The organism is Porphyromonadaceae bacterium W3.11 (genome assembly GCA_030434245.1).
Classification (GTDB): domain Bacteria; phylum Bacteroidota; class Bacteroidia; order Bacteroidales; family Porphyromonadaceae; genus Porphyromonas_A.
Genome location: JAUISX010000002.1, coordinates 87,291 through 108,742, shown reverse-complemented (window position 1 = coordinate 108,742; position 21,452 = coordinate 87,291). Strand labels below are relative to the sequence as shown.

The window sequence follows — 21,452 nt, the reverse complement described above, 5'->3', positions numbered from 1 at the left end:
AACCCCTCATGATGATTTTTTAGTGCAACCGTCAGAAATAACCAAGAAGGAAGAAAAAGAGATGAATATGTGGAGATTGCATACTTTTTTGTAAGTTTGCAACATTAATTATGAAGTTCCTCCAGAGAGGGGATTGTTTTTTTGCAGTTAAATACAATGAGCAATAAGAATGAAAAACTGACCAAGACCGATATGGTCCAGGCCGAGACCGTAGAGGCCATCAATAAGTCAGAGGAATACCTTAAGAGAAATCGGACAGCAATTATCATACTAGTAGTTGCCCTAATCGCTGTCATCGGTGGTATTTTGGCCTACAATAATCTTTACAAGGCTCCTAGGCAAGAGAATGCTTATGAAGCATTGTATAAGGCAGAGCAACACTTTGGAATGAGTGAATACGAGGTTGCTTTGAACGGTAATGGTGCTGATGTAGTGGGATTCCTTCAGGTCATTAATGATTACAAGGGTACAGATGCTGCTAATCTGGCACATGCTTACGCTGGTATCTGCTACGCACGATTGGGACAGCCTGATGCTGCGATAGATTATCTCAAGAAGTTTAAGGCAAAGGATATGATGGTATCCCCTACTATTCATGGTGCGATCGGAGACTGCTATGTGGATATGGGTAAGCCAGAAGAGGGAGTTTCTTATTTTGAAGAGGCTGCTAAGATGGCTGATAATGACCTCCTTTCTCCTATCTATTTGAAGAAAGCTGGGATCGTTTATGAATCCATGGGAAAAGATGATAAGGCACTTCAGTGCTATCAGCAGATTATTGATAAGTATTATAGCTCTGCAGAATATCCCGAAGCTCAGAAGATGATCGAGTCCATTAAACTCAAAAAGTAAATATATCATACTGAATTATAGAAAGAGGGTATTCCTAGTTAGGGGTACCCTCTTCCATTATCATGTATTCTAATGGTGGTGGAGTGAGGTTTTTAGAGGTATTAGCGACCCTATTAATTATTAACTATTATTGTTTTGATGAAGAAGAATTCAATTATTGTCGTTTCAGGGGGAATGGATTCTATCACTCTGTTGCACGACAGAAAGGATGAGATAGCACTCGCGGTTACTTTTGACTATGGAAGTAACCATAATACAAGAGAGATAGCATGTGCCAAGTATCAATGTGAGTTATTAGGAATCAAGCATATTGTGATACCACTCACGTTCATCTCGAAGTATTTTCACTCATCGCTATTGTCAGGAGCTGAGGATATACCAGAGGGAAGTTATGGTGAGGATAATATGAAATCCACTGTGGTGCCATTTCGGAATGGCATAATGCTTGCCATTGCTTGTGGGCTAGCTGAAGATAGCGGACTTGAGCAGGTGTTCATCGCAAATCACTATGGTGATCACGCCATTTACCCAGACTGTACAGAAGGGTTTATTCAGAGTATGGGACAAGCCATGCAGCATGGGACCTACAATAATGTTAGGATAGTCGCACCTTATACGAATATATCAAAAAGTGAAATTGCTGCCATTGGTAAGAGAGAGGGTATTGACTATTCTCATACCTATTCCTGTTACAAGGGTGGTGAGAATCATTGTGGAAAGTGTGCTACCTGTATTGAGCGTCGAGAGGCATTGGCGGACGCTGATGTAGTAGATACTACGATCTATGAAGGCTAATGGAGGTGTCAAGTTATTAGGTCTTTTTACCTCTATAATATATTGATATAGAATAGAGAGGTGTATGAGATCTTTTGATGTAGCTGATATTTTAGTTATATGACGGAGAAATGCTTCCTATAGGAAAAATATTTTTTCGATATAGGAAGAAGATGTGTTTCTCATGAGAGAATTGTTCGCTGTTCGCCACAAGGTTTTTTAGAAGGAGTAACTTCCAACTCTTTGCTATTAATACTTTTGATAAAAGTAGTATAAAGCATCGCCCCTTCCTCTCTGCTAAAAAGGAGAGTTGTATGAAAGGGTCCCAAGAAAAGTATCCCGAAATGAATACTGTTATTAACGACCCTTTGCAATCCGAATAATGCACAGCAAGAGTAGTAAGATTTTCTGATGTGATATCCCCACTTCACAGGGTGTGAGGAAGTGCAGATATTTTTATATCTTTGTTTGTTATTGTATTGTGGTAACAATGAGTCAATTTGATGAAGTCCGTATTTGAAGCAATAGGTAAATACATGCAGTTGCTAGGCGTTGTTTTTCAGCGGCCTCAGCGATTTCGCATGTTTTTGAGAGAGTTGATAAGGGAGATATATACCCAAGGAGTAGGTTCTATGTGGATCGTTGCCCTTGTGTCTTTCTTTATCGGGGCGGTAGTCTCGATGCAGTTGGGTATCAATATGAGTTCGCCTCTGATACCTAAGTTTACTATTGGCTATACTGCTAGGGAGATTATCCTATTGGAGTTTTCGAGCACTATCATGTGTATGATCTTAGCTGGAAAGTGTGGGAGTAGTATCGCTAGTGAGATCGGGACGATGCGCATTACAGAGCAGCTTGATGCTATGGATATTATGGGCGTGAACTCTGCGAATTATGTCATCCTGCCAAAGATATTAGGGCTGATGATGTATGTGCCTGTCCTGGTGTTATTTAGTATGTTTGTTGGGATAGGTGGAGGATATGTGGCCACCCTGATGATTCCAGATGTCCCAATCTCAGAATTTGAGATGGGGCTTCAGCTCTACTTCAAGCCGTTTAATATATTCTACTCGATTGTTAAGAGTGTGGTATATGTATTCTTTATTGCTAGCTTGGCTAGCTACTATGGCTATAATGTGAAGGGTGGAGCATTAGAGGTAGGTAAGTCTAGTACTCAGGCCGTAGTTGCTAGTAACGTAGCCATCCTTCTTAGTGACTTGGTGCTGACTCAACTTTTGCTGACTTAATGAGAAATGATAGAGATAAAAGACATAAAGAAAAGCTATGGTAAGAAGAATGTCCTGATGGGCGTTAATACCGAGTTTAAGTCAGGCGAGTGTTCGCTGATTATTGGTAAGAGTGGTGTTGGGAAGACAGTCTTGATGAAGTGTATCGTAGGGCTAGAGATTCCCGATGAGGGAGAGGTCCTCTATGACGGACGTAGCTTGCATGAGATGGATAAGGATGATACCCAGCTTTTGAGACGTGAGGTAGGGATGCTTTTCCAAAACTCAGCTCTCTTTGATAGTATGTCAGTCTTTGAGAATGTGCTATTTCCCTTGCAGATGTTCTCAAAAGAGAAGGCCGCCAATAGAAGAAAGCGTGCTAGAGACTGCTTGCGGAAAGTGAATCTCTACGATGCACGATATAAGTATCCAGGTGAGATTAGTGGGGGGATGAAAAAGCGTGTAGCTATTGCTAGAGCGATAGCCCTTAACCCTCGTTATCTATTTTGTGATGAGCCTTCTAGTGGTCTTGACCCAGAGACTTCTAAGATGATTGACGCACTGCTAAGAGAGATCACAAAGGAAAATGATATCACTACCATCATTAATACACATGACATGAACTCAGTCTCTAATATTGGTGATCATGTCTTATTCATTAATGCAGGTAATATTTGGTGGGAAGGTAAGGGCAGTGAGATTGAAAATAGTGATGATGAGATATTGAAGAACTTCGTATTCATCAGTAAGCTATAGATGGACGGAAGGGCGTAATTGAATAAAAAAAGATTAATATAGAGACTATAATGAGTAAGGAGATAGATCAGAAAGATTTAAGTGGTGGACGCTCACTAAACTTTATTGAGCAGGTGGTAGAGGATGATCTTAAGAAGGGATTGAATGATGGACGGATCCAGACGCGTTTCCCACCAGAGCCTAACGGCTATCTTCACATTGGGCATGCTAAGGCTGTCTGTATAGACTTTGGAATTGCAGAGAAGTACAATGGTATCTGCAATCTTCGCTTTGATGATACCAATCCTGTCAAAGAGGATGTGGAGTATGTCGATGCTATTAAGGAGGATATCAAGTGGTTGGGCTTCCATTGGGAGAATATTTACTACGCGAGTGATTATTTCCAACAATTGTATGACTTTGCTGTTGATTTAATCAAAAGAGGCTTGGCCTATGTTGATGAGCAAAAGTCTGAAGTGATCGCAGCACAGAAAGGTACACCTACCGAACCAGGTATCAATAGCCCCTATAGAGACCGCCCTGTAGAGGAGAGTCTTGATCTTTTTGAGAGGATGAAGAATGGAGAGTTTGCAGAGGGGCAGATGACCTTAAGGGCTAAGATCGATATGGCTAGCCCTAATATGCACATGCGTGACCCTATCATCTATCGTATTCTCCATCATCCACACCATCGTACTGGTACTGAGTGGAAGGTCTATCCGATGTATGACTTTGCTCATGGGCAAAGTGATTACTTTGAGGGCGTGACTCACTCGATCTGTACTCTTGAGTTCGTCGTACACCGACCTCTTTATGATTATCTGGTAGAGAAATTGAGGAGCGATGATTATAGGCCTCATCAGTATGAATTTAATCGTCTCAATCTCACCTATACCATGATGAGCAAACGTCGTTTGCTTGAGCTGGTTCAGAGGAAGCTAGTCCATGGCTGGGATGACCCTCGTATGCCTACTCTCGTGGGACTTCGTCGTAGGGGATATACTCCAGCGAGTATTCGTAACTTCATTGATATGATTGGTTACACCAAGGTTGAGGGTATGGTGGATACTGGTAAATTGGAGTTTGCTGTTAGAGAGGACTTGAATAAGCACGCTGATCGTGTGGCTGTTGTTCTAGACCCTATTAAACTAGTCATAACCAACTATCCAGATGGACAGGTAGAGATGATGGATGTGACTACTAATCCAGAGGAGCCAGAGAAGGGAACCCACAAGATTGCTTTCTCAAAAAATCTTTATATCGAACGGGAGGACTTTATGGAGGATGCTCCTAAGAAGTATTTCCGCCTGAGTCCAGGAAGAGAGGTCCGACTTCGTGCGGGCTACATCATAGAGTGTACTGGGTGCAAGAAAGATGAAGAGGGTAATGTCGTAGAGGTTTATGCTGAATATGATCCTCTCTCTAAGACTGGTATGGAGAATGCAAAGAAAAAGGTCAAGGGTACTATCCATTGGGTAAGTACAGAGCATGCTCTTCCTGTGGAGGTACGTCTTTATGATCGACTCTTTAACGTTGAAGACCCAGCAGGCACTAAGTATGATGATATTAGTGAATTGATGAATCCTGATAGTGAGGTGATCGTTCCTAATGCTTATGCGGAAGAATGGTTGGCGGATGCAGAGGTAGGCCATCATTATCAATTCGTACGTAATGGATACTTTACAGTAGATAGAGATAGTACTGATGAGAAGAAGGTGTTCAATAGGACCGTCACGCTACGTGATACATGGGCTAAAAAGAATAAATAATTAGAGTGGTATGAAGAACCTAAAGAAAGTATTACTAATAGCGGCATTATTAGCCCTATTCCCACAGCTGGTATTAGCTCAGTCTAAGAATAATGTCATAGATGAAATTGCGTGGGTCATCGGTGATGAGTATATTTTACTCTCTGATATCGAACGCCAACGTCTTTATTACGAATCCATGGGAGAGCGTATGTCTGGGAATGCAAGATGTGTTATCCCTGAGCAGATGGCGGTGCAGAAGCTTTTCCTTAATCAAGCTGATATAGATAGTATCTTCGTGAACCCAGGTATGGTAAATCAGTCTGTATCTCAGTGGATAGAGGCGGTCACTAACGAGTTAGGTAGTCGGGACAAGGTGGAAGAGTACCTAGGTAGGAATATGTCTCAGATCAGAGAGGAGCGTACTAAGGTTGTCACTGATGAGTATCGTGTGATGCAGATGCAGCAGAAGCTTATAGGTGACGTAAAGGTCTCCCCTTCAGAGGTTAATCGATATTATGATGTGGTGAATAAGGATAGTTTGCCATTCATGCCACAGACGGTCGAGGTGCAGATTATTACCTTAGAGCCTAAGATTCCTTTTAGTGAAGTGGATAGGATTAAGGAGCGGTTAATAGGATTTACTAATGATATTAACTCTGGAAAGTCTGATTTCGAAACCTTGGCACGAATCTATTCTAACGACAATGCTACCGCACTAAAGGGTGGAGAGATAGGCATGGTAGGACGTGCCGAGTTAGAGCCTGAGTTTGCGAACGTAGCTTTTGGTCTGAACGATACCAAAAAAGTCTCTAGAATCGTTAAGACAGCTCGAGGATATCATATCATGCAGTTGATTGATAAGCAGGATGATAAGATTAATGTCCGACACATTATGCTTCGTCCAGAAGTAGGTGTAGAGGAGCTATCTAAGACCACTGCCTTGATGGACTCCATCGTGGGTCAGATTAAGGCCGATAGTTTAGACTTTGGTGTAGCAGCTCGATTATTTTCGTCTGACGAGAATACCCGCTTGGGTAATGGACAGATGGTAAATGATAAGCAAAAGAGTAACCACTTCGGGACCTCTCGATTTGCTATGGAGGATCTACCTCAAGAGATGTCTCCTGTGGTGGCTAATCTAAAAGAAGGGGATATCTCTAAACCCTTTACCATGACGAATAAGGATAGTAATACTGTCGTTGCCGTAGTCTTATTGAAGAAGCGAATCGCAGGACATCGTGCGAATGTGGTAGATGACTATCAAGTCATTAAACAAATCGTGCTAAATAAGAAGCAAGACGAGGTACTAGAGGAGTGGATTAAAAAGAAACAAAAGAGTACCTATACTAGGATTAGCCCTCGATATCAGCACTGTGACTTTAAGTACCCAGGGTGGGGTAGTAAGTAATAACGGTCTTGGGTATGAAAACAGCAAGGGTAAGGAGGCAAATCATCACGACGGTAGCATTATTGATGTTACTGTTGCTCGCTTCTCAGGCCAGTAATACTGGCTTGGGTAGGAGCTTTTTGCCTGGTGGCTTTGCTGATACAGTACCCCCATTGAAGCGTAATACTGCTATTGATTCGGTAAAACTCTCTAATGCAGCTAATAGTGGTGGTAAAGAGAGAATCTTCATAGAGCATGTAGATGTTTGGCGTTTTGATAAAGAGATCAATCCTGATGCTCAGATCTTAGTAGGTAATGTCCAGTTTAGGCATAAAGATGCTCTAATGTTCTGTGACAGTGCTCTTATGTATGAAGCGGACAATAGATTTGAAGCTTATGGCAACGTCCGTATAGAGCAGGGAGACTCTCTCTTCATATACTGTAATTATCTGGATTATGATGGGCAAATAATGCTCGCTCGGCTGAGGGAGCTGGTGCGGATGGAGCATGGTGATAATACACTCTATACCGACAGCCTAGACTATGATAGGGAGGCTGGTGTAGGATATTACTTCGATTATGGATCCATTGTTGATACCCTTAATATTCTATCCTCGGTTTATGGGGAGTACTCGACGGCTACAAAGTGTGCTATCTTTAATGACAGTGTTGTGTTGGAGAACCCCAACTTTATTTTACGCTCAGACACACTAAATTATGATACCGAGACTAAGATTGCTACCATATTAGGGCCTACTGAGATTGTGGGCGATAGTGGAGTGATACATGCCACAAGAGGGCTCTATGACACTGATAGGGATAGAGCTTATCTAATGGATAAGCCCGTGATAGAGTCCGGCACTAGATGGATGACAGGAGATTCAATCTTCTATGACAGGGTAGGGCAGCTGGTGGAGATGTTCAAGAACGTAGAGCTAAAAGATACGGTAGAGCATGCCTCTTTGCGTGGCGATTATGCAGAGTATCATGAGGATACAGGACATGGCCTAGCTCGTGAGCGGGCGTATATTTCAGATTATTCCTCTGAGGATACGCTGTATGTCCATGCACATCTACTTGAGATGCGTAAGGTGGACTCTGTGGCTTCTCTGTACAAGGGCCTGGGTAACGTTAGATTGTATAGAAAGGATATACAAGCGGTTTCAGACTCGATTATTTACAATACTGCGGACTCCCTAATGAACTGTCTCGGACACCCATTTATGTGGTCAGGAAAATCTCAAGTGACAGGAGACTCTATCACCATCTACCTAAAAGGCGAGGGGCTAGAGCGTGTACATATTCGAGAGAATGCCTTTGCTAGTAATCAGTTGGATGAAAAGTATTTTGACCAGATGAGGGGTCGTGAAATGATGGCTTACTTTTCGGATAATAAGATGGACTCCCTCTGGACGGATGGGAACTCGGAGGCCATATACATCAGTCTTTCGCCTGACAGCGTTCCTCAGGAACTAACACGCACCCAGAGTAGTAAGATCTTCATGCTCTTTGAGAATGAGGAGATTGTAAAAATAAAAATGACTCCAAAGACGGCTGCAAGAATGACACCGGTTTTCTTACTAGAGTCAGATCAATTAACCTTTCCTGACTTTGTCTGGTTTCCAGAAGGCCGACCTACGGGTTTTCAAGATATATTTAGAATAACCCCAAAGGTAGGAGGGGGTACGGATAAAGATGAGGCTGAGGACTCCATGGAGAAGCCTTTGTTAGAAAGCGATGATGCATTAGAGCAAGGGCAGAAGGTTATCGAGGAGCTGAAAGAAAGCGATGATAAAGTCATTGAAAACGCCAAGGAAATGATCCCGGAGCAGACCCCAAGAGACATTAGTACGACAAATACAAAAAAGGAAAAACAGTAAGATGGGAATAGGAAGTTTTTATAAACAGAGAAAGCCCTCTAAGTTTAGATATGTTTATCGATACTATGATCCAAAAAAGGAGGAGTTAGATAAGAAAATTAGGCGAGCTAAACATAAGCTTGAGTCTAATGGGGAGATAGATCCGGAGGAGGTGAAGGAGAATATTCGCAGATCTGCAAGACGTCAGTCGGAGGTATTGGCTAAGTTTGGTGATGATGAGTCTGTGAGAGAGACTGTAAGTGAGAAGAACCGTAAGCTAATTCTTTTCTTAACTCTTGCGATTGTTTTCCTCGTATGGTTATTCAATCACCTCGGTCTGGGTTTCTTTAAGTATATGTTTTCATGGCTCTGATGTGAAATTCTATGGACAGTTTGATTAAACTTTTACCTGATAATATTGCCAATCAAATAGCTGCAGGTGAGGTTATCCAGAGACCATCTTCTGTCGTAAAAGAGTTAGTCGAAAATGCGGTAGATGCTGGTGCAACTGAGATATTTATTGATATAAAAGACGCGGGAAAGACCCTCATTCAAGTCATTGATAATGGTAAAGGGATGGCTCCAATGGATGCCCGTATGGCTTTCGAGAGGCATGCCACTTCGAAGATTTCATCTGCCGATGATCTCTTTGCTCTGACCACCATGGGGTTTCGTGGCGAGGCGTTGCCGAGCATCGCTGCTGTTTCACATATTACGTTGCAGACACGTGCAGAGGATTGTGAGCAAGGTATTCGTCTGGATTTAGAAGCTTCAAAGGTTGTGGATAGTCAGCCTGCTATTTGTGCCCAAGGGGCTAACTTCTCTGTCAAACATCTCTTTTTTAATGTTCCAGCTCGCCGAAAGTTTTTGAAGCGAGATGAGACAGAGTATAGACACATTGTCAGTGAAGTTGAGAATGTAGCAGCTGTGCGTCCGCAGGTTGCCTTTACGCTGAGGCATAATGAGGTAACGACATTTGAGCTCAAGCCCTCTAGTGTCAAGCAGCGTTTGATTAATCTATTTGGTAAGCGATTTGAGAGTAGTCTCTTACCTGTAGATATAGATACCCCTTTGGTTCATATTACGGGCTTTGTGACTAAGGTCTCTGCTACCAGAAAGCGTGGGATGCAGCAGTACTTCTTTGTGAACGAACGTTACATGAAGCATAGCCTCTTTCATCGTATGATACTTAATGCCTATGGCAGTATGATACCATCTGGAGAGTATCCTGAGTATTTTTTATTTTTTACTGTTGATCCCAGCAGTATCGACGTTAATATCTCGCCAACAAAGACGGAGATTAAGTTCGCTGCAGAGCAAGAGATTTCAACCATTCTGTATTCTGCTGTCCGAGAAGTATTGATGGCTGGTGCAGCTGTTCCGAACTTGGACTTTGATAGGGATGAGTCTATCCCTGTTGCTCATACTATGCCATCTGAAGCCCTTGTGGAGCCTCCTATCACATCCGATGTCTTGATCCTAGAGAGTAAGATGAATAAGAGTAAGGAAGAGCCACCCGTCGATCTGGACATACTCCTCAGAGGAAATGATTTTCAGATGCCGGATCTTTCTGATTGGGATAAGTTCTATGATAATTTTGAAGGTAAGCGTTCGGCACGTAAGGCAACGCAGTCCTCACTGATAGACCATTTAGATCAGAAGGCGCCTATAGAGGAGGTTCATTATGATCGACAGGATGATGTCATCCCGACACCTACTCTATATGATCATTATGCCGTCTATCCCTCAGCAAAAGGCTTGGTCGTCGCAGATATAGATAGAGTGAGATACAAGGTGCTTTATGAACGTATGAAACGTGGTCTGATGAAGGGCGTTGCGGTATCACATAGTTTGCTTTTCCCCTCATTGATTGAGCTTAGTGCTAAGGATGCCGAGTTGCTTAACCGTCACTTAGCTACACTAAATACACTTGGCTTTGACCTCTCACACATGGGAGATAACTCTTTTGCCATTAATGCTGTCCCCGAGGGGATCTCTGCTGGTGCAGAGGAGGAGTTATTGCAGCAAATTTTAAGTGAGTGTCAAGGTACATTAAAATCTAGCGAAGATGTGTTGACTGATATGCTGGTTCGTAAACTCATTAATTTTAAGGTCAAGCAGACTGTACGTTCTAAGCTTTCACCTGTACAAGCACAAGAGTTATTGCAGGAATTATATACCCTTCCTGAGTATTTAATGACACCTGATGGTCAGAATACGATCACGATTATTACTCCTATAGAATTAGAGAGGCGTTTTCATTAAGATTAGGTAGTAGGCATGATCTGTAGGGGGGCTTGGAGTGCGTAAGACAAAAAATGAAACCGCTTCGTATTGGCATCAACCAATAATAGAAGCGGTCTCATAAAAGTAGCCCCGACGGGAATCGAACCCATATCTAAAGTTTAGGAAACTTTTGTTCTATCCGTTGAACTACAGGGCCAAGGTTATATTTGAATGCAAAAATACGATTTTTCTGAGTGATATGCAAGGAGCTAAGTTAGAAAGAGTTTTACTATCCATCATTACGGTCTGTTATAATGCGGATCAAGCTCTGGTTCGGACTATGGATTCTGTAGCCGAGCAGACCTTTCGCAACTTTGAATATATCATCATTGATGGGGCTTCTGAGGATGGAACCTTGCAAATTATTCATGAGAGAAGGGCTGAGGTGGACCAGTGGATCAGCGAGCCTGATACTGGGATATATAATGCTATGAATAAGGGTATAAAGATGGCAAAAGGCGAGTATCTCTGCTTTATGAATGCAGGGGATTGCTTCCACGCTCCCAGTACATTATCGGATTTGTTTGCTTCTATAGGTTCACAAAGGCCCGACGTCCTTTATGGGCAAACCAATTTGGTGGATAATGTTGGGAACTACCTAAGACCTCGACGATTATCTGCTCCTAAGAAATTGACGAAAAGAAGTTTTTTGAGGGGAATGTTGGTTTGTCATCAATCATTTTATCCCAAGCGTGACTTGGCTCCAATGTATGATGAGAGCTATCGGTATTCAAGTGATTATGATTGGTGCTTGAACATCCTAGGTCGATCCCGAAGTAATTATTATAGTGGTTTGGTTCTCACAGATTATTTATCCGAAGGGATGACGACTCAGCATCGTAGAGCCTCCTTGGTAGAGCGGTTTAAGATTATGCGAAAGCACTTTGGCATTATGCCTACCCTATTCGCCCACTTTTATATCACCTTCCGTCTTATCTTTCATCGGTGATTCCTCCAACCCTTTAGAAGTTAAGGTTGAGCCCCATTTTGACATTCCACGGGCCAGTTGAGTGAGGTCCCATAGGGGTTAGTCTTCGATACACATCAATTCGGACAACCTTTAGAATATTCTCCAGACCAAATCCCATTTCCATATACGGGTGCTTGTAGCTCATTTCGGTCGATATGTTTGGTAATACGAATAGCTCTTTCCCAGAGTCCTGTGAATTTTTATTTGTCGTATTTCCCCATAAGAGGTTAACCGTAAGGACTCCTCTTAGATTGAGTTTCTTAACGAGCGGCAGCCTATTTGCTATTACGCCTCGCATGTGGTATTCGCAAAAAGCAGAGATCCATTCATCTGCTACATATTCTCTTCTTCTTAATCCCTTAAAGCTAAATCTCCTGACGAAGAAATTCCTATTAAGCGGTGGATCATAAAGGAATGGGAATGGTACTGAACTCCATATCTTACCTCCATTGATATTGTAATCTAATCGTCCAAAGGCACCTAGCCATAGTTTTTGCTCAACGGATATCTCTGAACGTATCCGCTTATATTGACCTCCTAGATTAGGCGATGCGTATTCGAGTTTGAAAGTGAATATGGGATGTGTCTGTCTTAGTCTTTTATACCAGTTTTCCCTCTGCATCGATCCCGGAAATATGTCCTCTTCTGGAGACCAGCGTATTTCTGTACCGATCATCGCATCCCTTAGATACTCATACCTTATAATGCTATTATCAGGAAGTACCCGTACGTATTCGAGTTCACCTACAGGATAATCAGTCGCATGATTATAATACAATTGAATAGTCCACGCCGAATCGATATCATAGTGGTACCGAGCCTCTAGGAGCTTTCTGTACGAAAAGTAAGTCAGGTGTGGTACTCCCACATTGAAGATAATATTATTCCCATCATTATTCAAAATTCTGTTGCCTGGGGAGTATAGCTCATAGCCGTAAGCCAGTGAAATATCGTGCCGAGGGAATTCCTCAGCATAGTACCGCTTGGGTCTAAAGCTGTGCATCCCTTTCGTTCGGAAGGTGATTTTATCAGAGCCCGTGGCGTAAGCTATGTAGCCACTTAGGAAATTGCGTTTGTTAAGTAGTGCCGTTGTCCGTCCTCCCAGTTGTACCCTAGCACCATTGAACCAGTCATATCCCACCAGTTTATTAAGAGGGCCTATTTCCACCAGGCTACCCCCATATATCAGATTACTATTCCAGCGAGTTCGGATATAATTAACAGATAGAGCGTCCGCTACTTCCATAATGAATTTATGAGTGGGATGTTCTCTTAACCTCACCATGAATTGCTTTAATCCGTGATCAGAGACGAGGAGATCCTTGCCCGTACTCTGATCTTTGTATGCCTTTAAGTCTTTCTCAGATGAACTATCACGTAGCCTTATTTTAGAGTAGATCAGTCCACTGTCAGGAGAAGTGTAGTTATATTCATCGTAGCTTCTGGTATGATCGATGTTAGCGGAGAGCACTTTGTGATACAGCCGCACATTAGCGAGTAATTCTTCATTCTTTAGGTTAGATCTCTCTGATATAGAAGCGTCAAAATTCTGTATCAATCTCATCTTTTCAATGAAGTTGATGTTGGAGAAGTGCGGGAATGTGAGCTCGCACCTCAGCAATCTTGGGATACTATCCATCGTGACAATAAACTGTCCACGAAAGCTTGGTTCATTAGGGTAATGAGGTACGACTTCTAGGACCTGTGCTACCTTTCTTTGGTGAATAATAGTATCTGTAAGATAATATTTATAGTGAAAACGGCCCAAGTCAGATAAAGGAGATGGGATATCTGTATCCAGCATGTGGACGTGCCTCTTGAATAGATCTATCGGAGGAAAGAGTTCGTAGAGAGCCATTGATAATGTCCCATCATCGATGTTCTGGTCTAAGCCTATAGTTTTCTTGAATTGGATATCTTGGTTGAATACCTTTTTCTTAGCATTGTATCCAACCCTTCTAACGGTCTCCCGATGTGACAAAGGCAAGATCATCTCATCTTCAATCTTTGAAGGTATTAAATATGAAGGGTAAAAGGGTATTACATATTCAAGGAAATTTTGCACAGCATCTATATTAGCTGCAGAGAGCGTGATGTTATCAATTTGCCTAAAAGAATAGTTCCTAGTCGACTTTTGTCTTCTTTCTTTCTCATCTCTCGCAATCCGCATCGCCAGTTCATAAGCGGGATTGTCAACGCTACTATACTTCGTTTTATGCCCGACGACGGTTACTTGTGGTATTAAATAAGGGTTGGGCTGTATGTATAGCTTAAGCGTGTCCCCTCCTAGCTTGTAAGGCTGAAAGTTATATGAACTTGTGATAAATCCAGGCTTACTTAGGATAACGATTTCAAAGCTTTCTCTCTTTTTGACGTGAATATTAAGTACCGACGTGCCATCCTTATAGCTTGTAGTGATCGGATGGCTATAACTCAGACTGTCACGCACTAATGAGAGCTGGACATCACGCTCAGGCTCTTTCGAGAGTGCGTTAATCACCTGAATCGTACAATATGCCTCGAGAGGAAGGACCTTCTCAATGGTCTTACGATCCTGCCCATAGGATATATTGCTCAAGTTTATTAGGAGCAGAATGAGGATTAAGTTGGCTATGATTTTAGGACGCTCCATTCTTTATACTTATGCGAAAAACTATTTCTCTCGCAGAGAAGTTACACTTTCGTTTTGGCATCAGCTACCGCTCCCAATTCAGAGAGTTGATTGAAACTACTTGATAAAAATCGTTGCAATTGATTTATGTCAATATTTATGAGTAGTTCTCCTCTATGAGCTAGAGATATCTTACCCCGTTCCTCGCTGATGATGATGACCTTAGCATCACATTGCTGAGACATCCCCAGCCCTGATCGGTGTCTTAGGCCCATCTCCTTAGGTAGGTCGTTCCCTTGGGCTACTGGTAAGATACATCCAGCAGCTACTATCGAATAATCCCTAATGATCATAGCCCCATCATGAAGCGGAGAGTTCTTGAAGAAAATATTCTCTATGAGTCGAGAGTTCACGTCAGCGTTAAGAATCTCCCCAGTATGTGCATAGGCCTCAAGGCTGATCTCTTGCTCTATCACAATCAGAGCCCCCGTCTTTTTTCTAGCCATGTTGGAGCAGGCAAATGAGAGCATCGCCACAAAGGAGGACTCTTTCTCTTCCTTTTCCTTCCGATTTTGCTTGAATAGTCGCCTCAAGAAACGCCACCTTCCTGTAGAGCCCAGCATGTTGAGGAAGCGCCGAATCTCCTCTTGGAATAATATTACGACAATAACGACTACCCCTCCCATCACGGCATCAAGGATACCCCCCAATACTTTCATCTTGAAGAGTTGGGTGGTAAGTATCCAGATGATAATGAGTGAGATCACGCCTATGAAGAGGTTCCCACTCCCGCTCTTACGAAGCATATCGTACGTATAGTAGAGCATAAGCCCTACCAGTATGATATCTAGAAAATCAATAAAGGAAAAAGGTAACCACTCCATAATTTATAATAATTTTTTTTGAGGACTTACTTAGCTACAAAAGGTTGAGCATTTTGGTGTCTTAATCGTCTAAGCTCACTCGTGATCTTAACCGCCTCCACAGCTTCACGTACATCGTGTACCCTGATGATATGTGTGCCCTTCATCAATGATATAGTATTCAGGATAGACGTCCCATTCAGAGCCTCCTGTGGCGTTGTTCCGAATAAACGATAGATCATACTCTTACGGCTGATGCCTACCAATAGAGGGAAGTCGAGAGCAATAAACTTATCCAGATCAGCCATGAGTTCATAATTTTGCTCAGTAGTTTTACTGAAGCCAAAGCCTGGGTCTAAGATGATATTTTCCCTCTTCAGTCCTAATTCTTCTAACTTCTGGATTGTTACCAGTAATTCATTGATTACACCATCTGCGACACGCCCCTCATAGCCACATAACTTCTGCATCGTCTTCGGTGTACCACGCATATGCATCAGAATGTAAGGAACCTGTAGCTGAGCTATCGTGGAAAGCATCTCAGGATCAATGATCCCGCCACTGACATCATTGATGATGTCAGCATCACCCTCTTCGATTGATCGTCTGGCAACTTCGGCACGGAATGTATCCACGCTGACAGGAACATCTGGGTAGCTTTGCCTAATGATTGATAGGACCTGCTTAACCCTCTTCCATTCCTCCTCAGGTGATACATCCGAGGCATCAGGTCGTGAGCTATAGCCACCGACGTCAATAATTGAGGCTCCTTCGCTTAGGATCTGTTCAATACGATCGTGGATCATCTTCTCTCCATCTACCCGACTCTGAGAGTAAAAGGAGTCCGGTGTATGGTTTAGGATCCCCATCACTAGAGGCTCCTCTGTCATATTATAAGGCTTCCCACGGAAGTTCATTACCACGTCTGGTTTCATACGATACATATTAAAAATTGAATTCTGATGAAGGGAACAATGCTACATTCCTATCTCCACAAAATTACTCTTAATTCCGTAATCTAGCAAAGCTTATTAGTGATGGGGGATTAGAACCTTTAGAAATAGGTTATTACTCATATCTCGAGCTGTATGTTATTTCGAGGGTACCTATATAGAATCTTTTGAAAGTACCGGTAGAATGATTCGAAAGTGGCGGTAGAATGTTTTGAGACCTATGCTTTGCATCAAGAATACCTTATTATACTCACGAGAAGGTGAGGTATAATAAGGTATATATTGATGTTAGGCTTCTACAGCCGTAGACTCTTTAAGAGTTTTCGAAATTCTATCGCTCTAATTCTCTCTGTATAGTAGCGATCTACATTGAGAGGGCTACTATTTCCTAAGACAAGAACTGATTTACTCCTTTCAAGGGTGGGACTATATCCGTTTAGAGGAGTAAGAAAGCAATGGGAATAGCGATACCTATAAGAAAGAGAATTCCTCCACGACCCTTCAGCCCTCGCTTTCCTTTGACCAAGAATAGCCCTGTCAATGTAATGATAATCAAACTGAGAGCAAATAGATCTGAGAAGTAGGTCCACCAATGGCCAGGATTGTAATGGAGACGTACGAATTGACTCAGGAGTGGTCGCTTCCTAAGTCTATCATACACAGCATTACCCGAGGAGAGATCTACTTCAATGGTCGAGCCACCTTTTAGGAAGATCTTCATCGATGTCTCTGATGGGAAAAAGTGCTTTGTGTAATTATTCTTTTCTCCAAGTTTTTCTAACTCCTTAAGAATATCATCCTTTTGGACCCCGTTTTTTGAGATGGGTGCTTTTTCAAAGAATTGAACCTCCTGTCTGGTGACACTGTAGTGTGGGTTAATGGTGGATCTGTGATTCATCATAATGCCTGATAGAGCATATATAATGATCACACCAGCGAAGAAAAATGATAAGTCTCGATGGATAAGCCTTAGCCATCGGTTTATTTTCGCTGAACCCTTTTTTGTAGGAGAAGATTGTTTCATAAGATTTGAGTTGGATCTCGTTTACTCACTCCTCGTTATCTAGAATCTTGTATGAGGTGGCTTCCAGATAATAAAGGCTAATGTATGCTTTGCCCTCTTTTTCAGCTCGTTCTGCTATGCGAGTTCTAAAGTTAGCGATACGTTCGGAGACGCTATCAGATGGATCTTCGGCGTTTGCTTTCTTATCAGCACTACATCCGCTCTCACCTTCCTCTCCATGTTTTTCAGCCATTTCAGCCGCAATCTGTGCTTCCCATTGAGCAAGATATTCTTCGTCGATGCGATTCTCCTTGAGTATCCCTTCTACCCGAACCATGCTGCCTACCGTTTCTTGCGAAAAACTACCAATCGCCTCGCCAGCTTCTGCACGTAGAGAGATAGATTCATCACTGCCCATTAGGAATATCTTACCACCACCGTGTGCACATATATGTGTGCAAAGTCCTTCTACGGTGACTACGGAGTCCACCAAATTATCTGCTTGATTGACTAGGTCGTCAACATCAAGTATCACCATGTCATCCTGATGATTATTCTCTTTTTTGCCATCGTCCTTACAACTAACAAATAATAGAGGTAGTGTGAGGGTTAAGATTAGTAAAGTAGTTATTTTATTCATGTTTGATTAATAAGAGGGTTTATATTCTGTTCAAATAACGATATGCAAAGGTCTATATAATTCTCTATAATTGACATCCCCTCTTTTATGTATATTATCTATCAGAAATAGCCACATTTAGGTACGACCTAGACCTTTGTAGTCTTGAATGTCTTTGCTCTTTGGGGTGACACGAAATACACGTGGAGATGATATTTATGATTGAAATAGAGGAGAATACATCAAAAGATAATGACAACTTTATCAGAGTTGTGCTATCTCATGCGACAGTGTATGATAAAACGTAACTATGTCTGACTTTTTAGGAAGATAAAAACCAGAAAAGGTTTAGTTATATAATGGAGTTACGCTTCCTATAGGAACGATAATTTTTTCCTATGAGAAGAAGATGCGTTTCCTATAGGAAGAATTTTCGCCCCTTTTAAGCCCCTTCTCACAACAGCCACCTTTCATTTTGTTACTATTATCCGACCACGAATGAAGGCTTATAAATGTATGCGATACTCTGATGGATTAAGTAGGACCTGATAGAGCATTAACTGGGGCTTCTTTTATTAATCATTTCCATAGGGGGTAACCATAGCAACTTAGTTACGTCTAAATTCAAGGAGATATAATGAGGTGGCTATTCACGCAGAGAGAGACTGCCAAAAAGATGTATTTGGCATAAGAATTGCACTTAACTATTTTGAAAACAATGAAAAAGCTTATATTTGCTTTATAATGAATGTATATATATAATATTAGATATAACTAGGGATGTATTTTTTTTTACTGATTATCTTACTGCCAATAATACTAGTCGCCTATCTATTGATAAAAAACTGGAGATTAGTCCGTGCTGCATATAAAATCAACCAAACTCAGAAAGCTCAGAAAAAACAGTATCAAGAAGAACAGGAGCGATCTGAGCGTGTACGGAAGCGAACCCGACCAGAGCAGAGCAGCGTAGAGCTCATTAATGACGCTCACTTAGATCTGGAGGGCGGGGAGTATGTGGACTACGAGGAGGTTAAGTAAAGCATTTTGCCCTTGTTATCCCACTGAATTATTTCACTTAAAAATCATCAAAACTATGACAGAGAAAAAATTTACCGTAAATGGAATGAAGTGTGCTGGCTGTGTGTCAGCTGTAGAGATGGGACTCAAGAATATGAAAGGGGTACAGAGTGTATCCGCAGATCTTGCTGGTAAGAACGCTACTATTAAGTATAATGAAGAGGAGGTTACTCCTGAAGCATTACGTGACGAAGTCAAGGAACTTGGCTTCGAGTTGCTCATCAACGAATAAAATAAAGATCAAAGAAAAATCCTAAAAAAACATTAGCGATACCCGCTATACACAAATACTATTCTCATGACAGAAAAGAGCTTTACCGTAACAGGAATGAGCTGCGCAGGCTGCGTGGCCGCCGTTGAGAACCGCCTCAAGAAAGCAAAAGGGGTGGAGGATGCCTCTGTCCAACTCCTCGAGGGACGTACCACCGTACGTTATAATGAGAAAGAAACTTCTCCTGAAGCCTTACGTGATGATGTAAGAAGCATCGGATACGATATGCTTATCGAGGAGCAGGCAAAGTCGAGAGATATCAAACGTATAGCGAGTGAAAGCAAAGAACTGAAGAAGGTGCTTAGTAAACTCATCATCACAGCTATCATCGCTATAATGATGATGGCCGTGGAGATGTTTGGAGAGGAATGGGGGATTGCAGATGTTTTCTCTCCGTGGTTCTTACCTTTAGGAGCTACGTTCATAATGTTTTACTCCGCTATTGACTACCATAAGAGAGCACTGAAGCAATTACGCCATCTCACTTTTACGATGGATACACTCATCAGTATGAGTGTGAGTGTCGCTTATTTCTTCAGCGTCGTACGTTACCTAATCCTAGACCGTCCAGAGATGGGAGGCCTATTTGGGAATAGTTACTTCGATGTAGTGGGGATGATTATGAGTTTCGTCCTTCTAGGGAAGTATATTGAAGAGCGGGCTAAACACAAAACTAATGATGCCCTTCGCTCCCTCATGGCTCTTACCCCCGAAACAGCATTAGTCAAGAAAGGGGATGACTTTGTAGAGATCCCTGTAGAGGAGATAGCCATTGGTGATCATATCCGCCTTAGAAACGGCGATCGTGTCCCCGTGGATGGATTTCTTCAGGAGCCTGGAGCTTTCGACGAAAGCACTATAACAGGAGAGCCTATCCCTGCAAGCAAGATGAGAGGAGAGGAGGTCTTCTCTGGTACCATTTCTGTCGGAACTGTTACGACTATCGAAGCAACTAAGGTCGGGGATGAGACTTTATTAGGACGCATTATTGCCTCTGTCCGACAAGCTCAAGCCACAAAGGCTCCTATCCAGAGAATAGCAGATAAGGTCTCAAGTGTCTTTGTCCCGGTCATCTTAGGCATCGCACTCGCCACATTTCTCATCTGGGGAATGGGTGGAATAGAGGAGTCTTGGCTACATGGGATATATTTTGCTATCAGTGTGCTCTGTATTGCCTGTCCTTGTGCTCTAGGGCTAGCTACTCCTACGGCGATAACCGTTGCCATGGGGAAGGCTTCCAAGGAGGGCCTACTCATAAAGGATGCTGTGGCTCTTGAGCAGTTAGCGAAGGTAACTGATGTCATTTATGACAAAACTGGAACGCTAACCGAAGGTGAGCCGAAGGTGGTCACTTACTCTGGCACCATGAGTGCTACAGAAGAGGCGTTGCTGGTACGTGCTGAGCAGCAATCTAGTCACCCTCTAGGGAGTGCCATAATAGCCCACTTTAGTATGATGGATAGCGATGCTATGCCTGAAAATATTCGTGAGGTAGCTGGAGAAGGTTTGCAATTCAGCTACCAAGGAGAGGACTACTTCATCGGAAACAAGAAGCCAAATACCAGTAAGGAGGTAGAAGACCTGGAAACAAAGTACCCTCTCGCTACACCTGTTTACTATAGCAAAGGGAATCAGCTAATCTCTCTACTCATCATTGAGGATACGCTACGACCTGATGCACGTGAGGCATTACAGGATCTTCAAAAAGACACAGGGGTTAGGATTCATTTACTATCAGGGGACCGCACTGAGCGTGCAGAAGCTCTAGCAAAGGAAGTTGGGATATATTCTGTGCAGGGTGGTCTATCCCCTCTTGACAAAAAGGACTTTATCTCAGGCTTACAGGCCAAAGGACACATCGTAGCCATGGTAGGGGATGGGATCAATGACTCTCCTGCCTTAGCAACAGCTGACCTCAGCATCGCCATGAGTAGTGGTAGCAATATCGCTACGGATGTTGCTCAAGTAACGGCCATTGGTGGATCACCTTATGCCTTAGAGAAGGCCATTAAGTTATCGAAGAAAACGGTTAGGATTATCCACCAAAACTTCTTCTGGGCCTTTATATACAACTTTCTAGCGGTGCCTATTGCTGCCGGGCTCTTTTACCCCTCTCTATTTGTCACACCAATGATTGCTGCTGCCGCGATGGCGTTCAGCTCTATCTGTGTGGTTCTGAATTCGCTTCGTCTGATGCGTTAAAAAGAGCATC

The 21,452-nt window shown here is 42.5% G+C and carries 18 protein-coding genes and 1 tRNA gene; 13 read left to right on the top strand and 6 right to left on the bottom strand.

Annotated features, from left to right (window positions below; genetic code table 11):
- Positions 1–156: 156 nt before the first annotated feature.
- From QYZ87_03060 to mutL, 9 genes are all read left to right on the top strand, one after another.
- On the top strand, positions 157–852 hold the full coding sequence (locus tag QYZ87_03060; protein ID MDN4753509.1) for a tetratricopeptide repeat protein: 696 nt from the start codon (positions 157–159) through the stop codon (positions 850–852).
- A gap of 138 nt (positions 853–990) precedes the next feature.
- Positions 991–1,647 carry a 7-cyano-7-deazaguanine synthase QueC gene (gene queC, locus QYZ87_03055; protein ID MDN4753508.1) on the top strand — a complete coding sequence of 219 codons (657 nt, stop codon included), beginning with the start codon at positions 991–993 and terminating at the stop codon, positions 1,645–1,647.
- 482 nt (positions 1,648–2,129) lie between these two features.
- Positions 2,130–2,873, top strand: coding sequence for an ABC transporter permease (locus QYZ87_03050; GenBank protein MDN4753507.1), 744 nt, complete (start codon positions 2,130–2,132; stop codon positions 2,871–2,873).
- A gap of 6 nt (positions 2,874–2,879) precedes the next feature.
- Positions 2,880–3,608: an ATP-binding cassette domain-containing protein gene (locus QYZ87_03045; GenBank protein MDN4753506.1), complete on the top strand. Its 729-nt coding sequence runs from the start codon at positions 2,880–2,882 to the stop codon at positions 3,606–3,608.
- 50 nt (positions 3,609–3,658) lie between these two features.
- Complete coding sequence (locus QYZ87_03040; protein MDN4753505.1) at positions 3,659–5,356, top strand: glutamine--tRNA ligase/YqeY domain fusion protein; 1,698 nt, start codon at positions 3,659–3,661, stop codon at positions 5,354–5,356.
- A gap of 10 nt (positions 5,357–5,366) precedes the next feature.
- Positions 5,367–6,746, top strand: a complete 1,380-nt coding sequence (locus QYZ87_03035) for a peptidylprolyl isomerase (protein MDN4753504.1) — start codon at positions 5,367–5,369, stop codon at positions 6,744–6,746.
- 14 nt (positions 6,747–6,760) lie between these two features.
- A complete protein-coding gene (locus QYZ87_03030; protein MDN4753503.1) occupies positions 6,761–8,605 on the top strand; it encodes an OstA-like protein in 1,845 nt (614 codons plus the stop codon).
- 1 nt (position 8,606) lies between these two features.
- Positions 8,607–8,957: a hypothetical protein gene (locus tag QYZ87_03025; protein MDN4753502.1), complete on the top strand. Its 351-nt coding sequence runs from the start codon at positions 8,607–8,609 to the stop codon at positions 8,955–8,957.
- 11 nt (positions 8,958–8,968) lie between these two features.
- A complete protein-coding gene (gene mutL / locus QYZ87_03020; GenBank protein MDN4753501.1) occupies positions 8,969–10,849 on the top strand; it encodes a DNA mismatch repair endonuclease MutL in 1,881 nt (626 codons plus the stop codon).
- A 106-nt stretch (positions 10,850–10,955) separates the two neighbouring features.
- On the opposite strand, the gene QYZ87_03015 is transcribed toward mutL, so the two are convergent.
- Positions 10,956–11,027: transfer RNA gene (locus tag QYZ87_03015), tRNA-Arg, on the bottom strand.
- Positions 11,028–11,069: 42 nt separating this feature from the next.
- Here QYZ87_03015 and QYZ87_03010 point away from each other — a divergent pair.
- Positions 11,070–11,819, top strand: coding sequence for a glycosyltransferase family 2 protein (locus QYZ87_03010; GenBank protein ID MDN4753500.1), 750 nt, complete (start codon positions 11,070–11,072; stop codon positions 11,817–11,819).
- Positions 11,820–11,832: 13 nt separating this feature from the next.
- On the opposite strand, the gene QYZ87_03005 is transcribed toward QYZ87_03010, so the two are convergent.
- The 5 genes from QYZ87_03005 to QYZ87_02985 form a co-directional block, all read right to left on the bottom strand.
- Entirely contained in the window at positions 11,833–14,472 is a 2,640-nt protein-coding gene (locus QYZ87_03005) for a DUF5686 family protein (GenBank protein ID MDN4753499.1), read from the bottom strand.
- Positions 14,473–14,513: 41 nt separating this feature from the next.
- Positions 14,514–15,335, bottom strand: coding sequence for a diadenylate cyclase CdaA (gene cdaA / locus QYZ87_03000; protein ID MDN4753498.1), 822 nt, complete (start codon positions 15,333–15,335; stop codon positions 14,514–14,516).
- A gap of 26 nt (positions 15,336–15,361) precedes the next feature.
- Entirely contained in the window at positions 15,362–16,249 is an 888-nt protein-coding gene (folP, locus tag QYZ87_02995; protein MDN4753497.1) for a dihydropteroate synthase, read from the bottom strand.
- Positions 16,250–16,703: 454 nt separating this feature from the next.
- A complete protein-coding gene (locus QYZ87_02990) occupies positions 16,704–17,291 on the bottom strand; it encodes a PepSY-associated TM helix domain-containing protein (GenBank protein MDN4753496.1) in 588 nt (195 codons plus the stop codon).
- A 25-nt stretch (positions 17,292–17,316) separates the two neighbouring features.
- Positions 17,317–17,910: a hypothetical protein gene (locus QYZ87_02985; GenBank protein ID MDN4753495.1), complete on the bottom strand. Its 594-nt coding sequence runs from the start codon at positions 17,908–17,910 to the stop codon at positions 17,317–17,319.
- Positions 17,911–18,669: 759 nt separating this feature from the next.
- On the opposite strand from QYZ87_02985, the gene QYZ87_02980 reads away from it, so the two are divergent.
- The 3 genes from QYZ87_02980 (at position 18,670) to QYZ87_02970 (ending at position 21,442) form a co-directional block, all read left to right on the top strand.
- Positions 18,670–18,930: a DUF4834 family protein gene (locus tag QYZ87_02980; GenBank protein MDN4753494.1), complete on the top strand. Its 261-nt coding sequence runs from the start codon at positions 18,670–18,672 to the stop codon at positions 18,928–18,930.
- A 55-nt stretch (positions 18,931–18,985) separates the two neighbouring features.
- The gene (locus QYZ87_02975) at positions 18,986–19,201 is read left to right on the top strand and encodes a heavy metal-associated domain-containing protein (GenBank protein MDN4753493.1); all 216 of its coding nucleotides are present in this window, start codon (positions 18,986–18,988) and stop codon (positions 19,199–19,201) included.
- Between the two features lie 66 nt (positions 19,202–19,267).
- Positions 19,268–21,442, top strand: a complete 2,175-nt coding sequence (locus tag QYZ87_02970; GenBank protein MDN4753492.1) for a heavy metal translocating P-type ATPase — start codon at positions 19,268–19,270, stop codon at positions 21,440–21,442.
- The last annotated feature ends 10 nt before the right edge of the window (positions 21,443–21,452 follow it).

Excerpts from the sequence above, each read along its gene's own strand:
- QYZ87_03010 (MDN4753500.1), top strand. The coding sequence starts at position 11,070 with ATGCAAGGAGCTAAGTTAGAAAGAGTTTTACTATCCATCATTACGGTC.
- folP (MDN4753497.1), bottom strand. The coding sequence starts at position 16,249 with ATGAAACCAGACGTGGTAATGAACTTCCGTGGGAAGCCTTATAATATG.
- QYZ87_02970 (MDN4753492.1), top strand. The coding sequence starts at position 19,268 with ATGACAGAAAAGAGCTTTACCGTAACAGGAATGAGCTGCGCAGGCTGC.
- QYZ87_03025 (MDN4753502.1), top strand. The coding sequence starts at position 8,607 with ATGGGAATAGGAAGTTTTTATAAACAGAGAAAGCCCTCTAAGTTTAGA.
- QYZ87_02990 (MDN4753496.1), bottom strand. The coding sequence starts at position 17,291 with ATGAAACAATCTTCTCCTACAAAAAAGGGTTCAGCGAAAATAAACCGA.
- mutL (MDN4753501.1), top strand. The coding sequence starts at position 8,969 with ATGGACAGTTTGATTAAACTTTTACCTGATAATATTGCCAATCAAATA.
- QYZ87_03060 (MDN4753509.1), top strand. The coding sequence starts at position 157 with ATGAGCAATAAGAATGAAAAACTGACCAAGACCGATATGGTCCAGGCC.
- QYZ87_03030 (MDN4753503.1), top strand. The coding sequence starts at position 6,761 with ATGAAAACAGCAAGGGTAAGGAGGCAAATCATCACGACGGTAGCATTA.
- QYZ87_03045 (MDN4753506.1), top strand. The coding sequence starts at position 2,880 with ATGATAGAGATAAAAGACATAAAGAAAAGCTATGGTAAGAAGAATGTC.
- QYZ87_03035 (MDN4753504.1), top strand. The coding sequence starts at position 5,367 with ATGAAGAACCTAAAGAAAGTATTACTAATAGCGGCATTATTAGCCCTA.
- QYZ87_02985 (MDN4753495.1), bottom strand. The coding sequence starts at position 17,910 with ATGAATAAAATAACTACTTTACTAATCTTAACCCTCACACTACCTCTA.
- queC (MDN4753508.1), top strand. The coding sequence starts at position 991 with ATGAAGAAGAATTCAATTATTGTCGTTTCAGGGGGAATGGATTCTATC.
- QYZ87_02980 (MDN4753494.1), top strand. The coding sequence starts at position 18,670 with ATGTATTTTTTTTTACTGATTATCTTACTGCCAATAATACTAGTCGCC.
- QYZ87_03040 (MDN4753505.1), top strand. The coding sequence starts at position 3,659 with ATGAGTAAGGAGATAGATCAGAAAGATTTAAGTGGTGGACGCTCACTA.
- QYZ87_03050 (MDN4753507.1), top strand. The coding sequence starts at position 2,130 with ATGAAGTCCGTATTTGAAGCAATAGGTAAATACATGCAGTTGCTAGGC.
- cdaA (MDN4753498.1), bottom strand. The coding sequence starts at position 15,335 with ATGGAGTGGTTACCTTTTTCCTTTATTGATTTTCTAGATATCATACTG.
- QYZ87_03005 (MDN4753499.1), bottom strand. The coding sequence starts at position 14,472 with ATGGAGCGTCCTAAAATCATAGCCAACTTAATCCTCATTCTGCTCCTA.
- QYZ87_02975 (MDN4753493.1), top strand. The coding sequence starts at position 18,986 with ATGACAGAGAAAAAATTTACCGTAAATGGAATGAAGTGTGCTGGCTGT.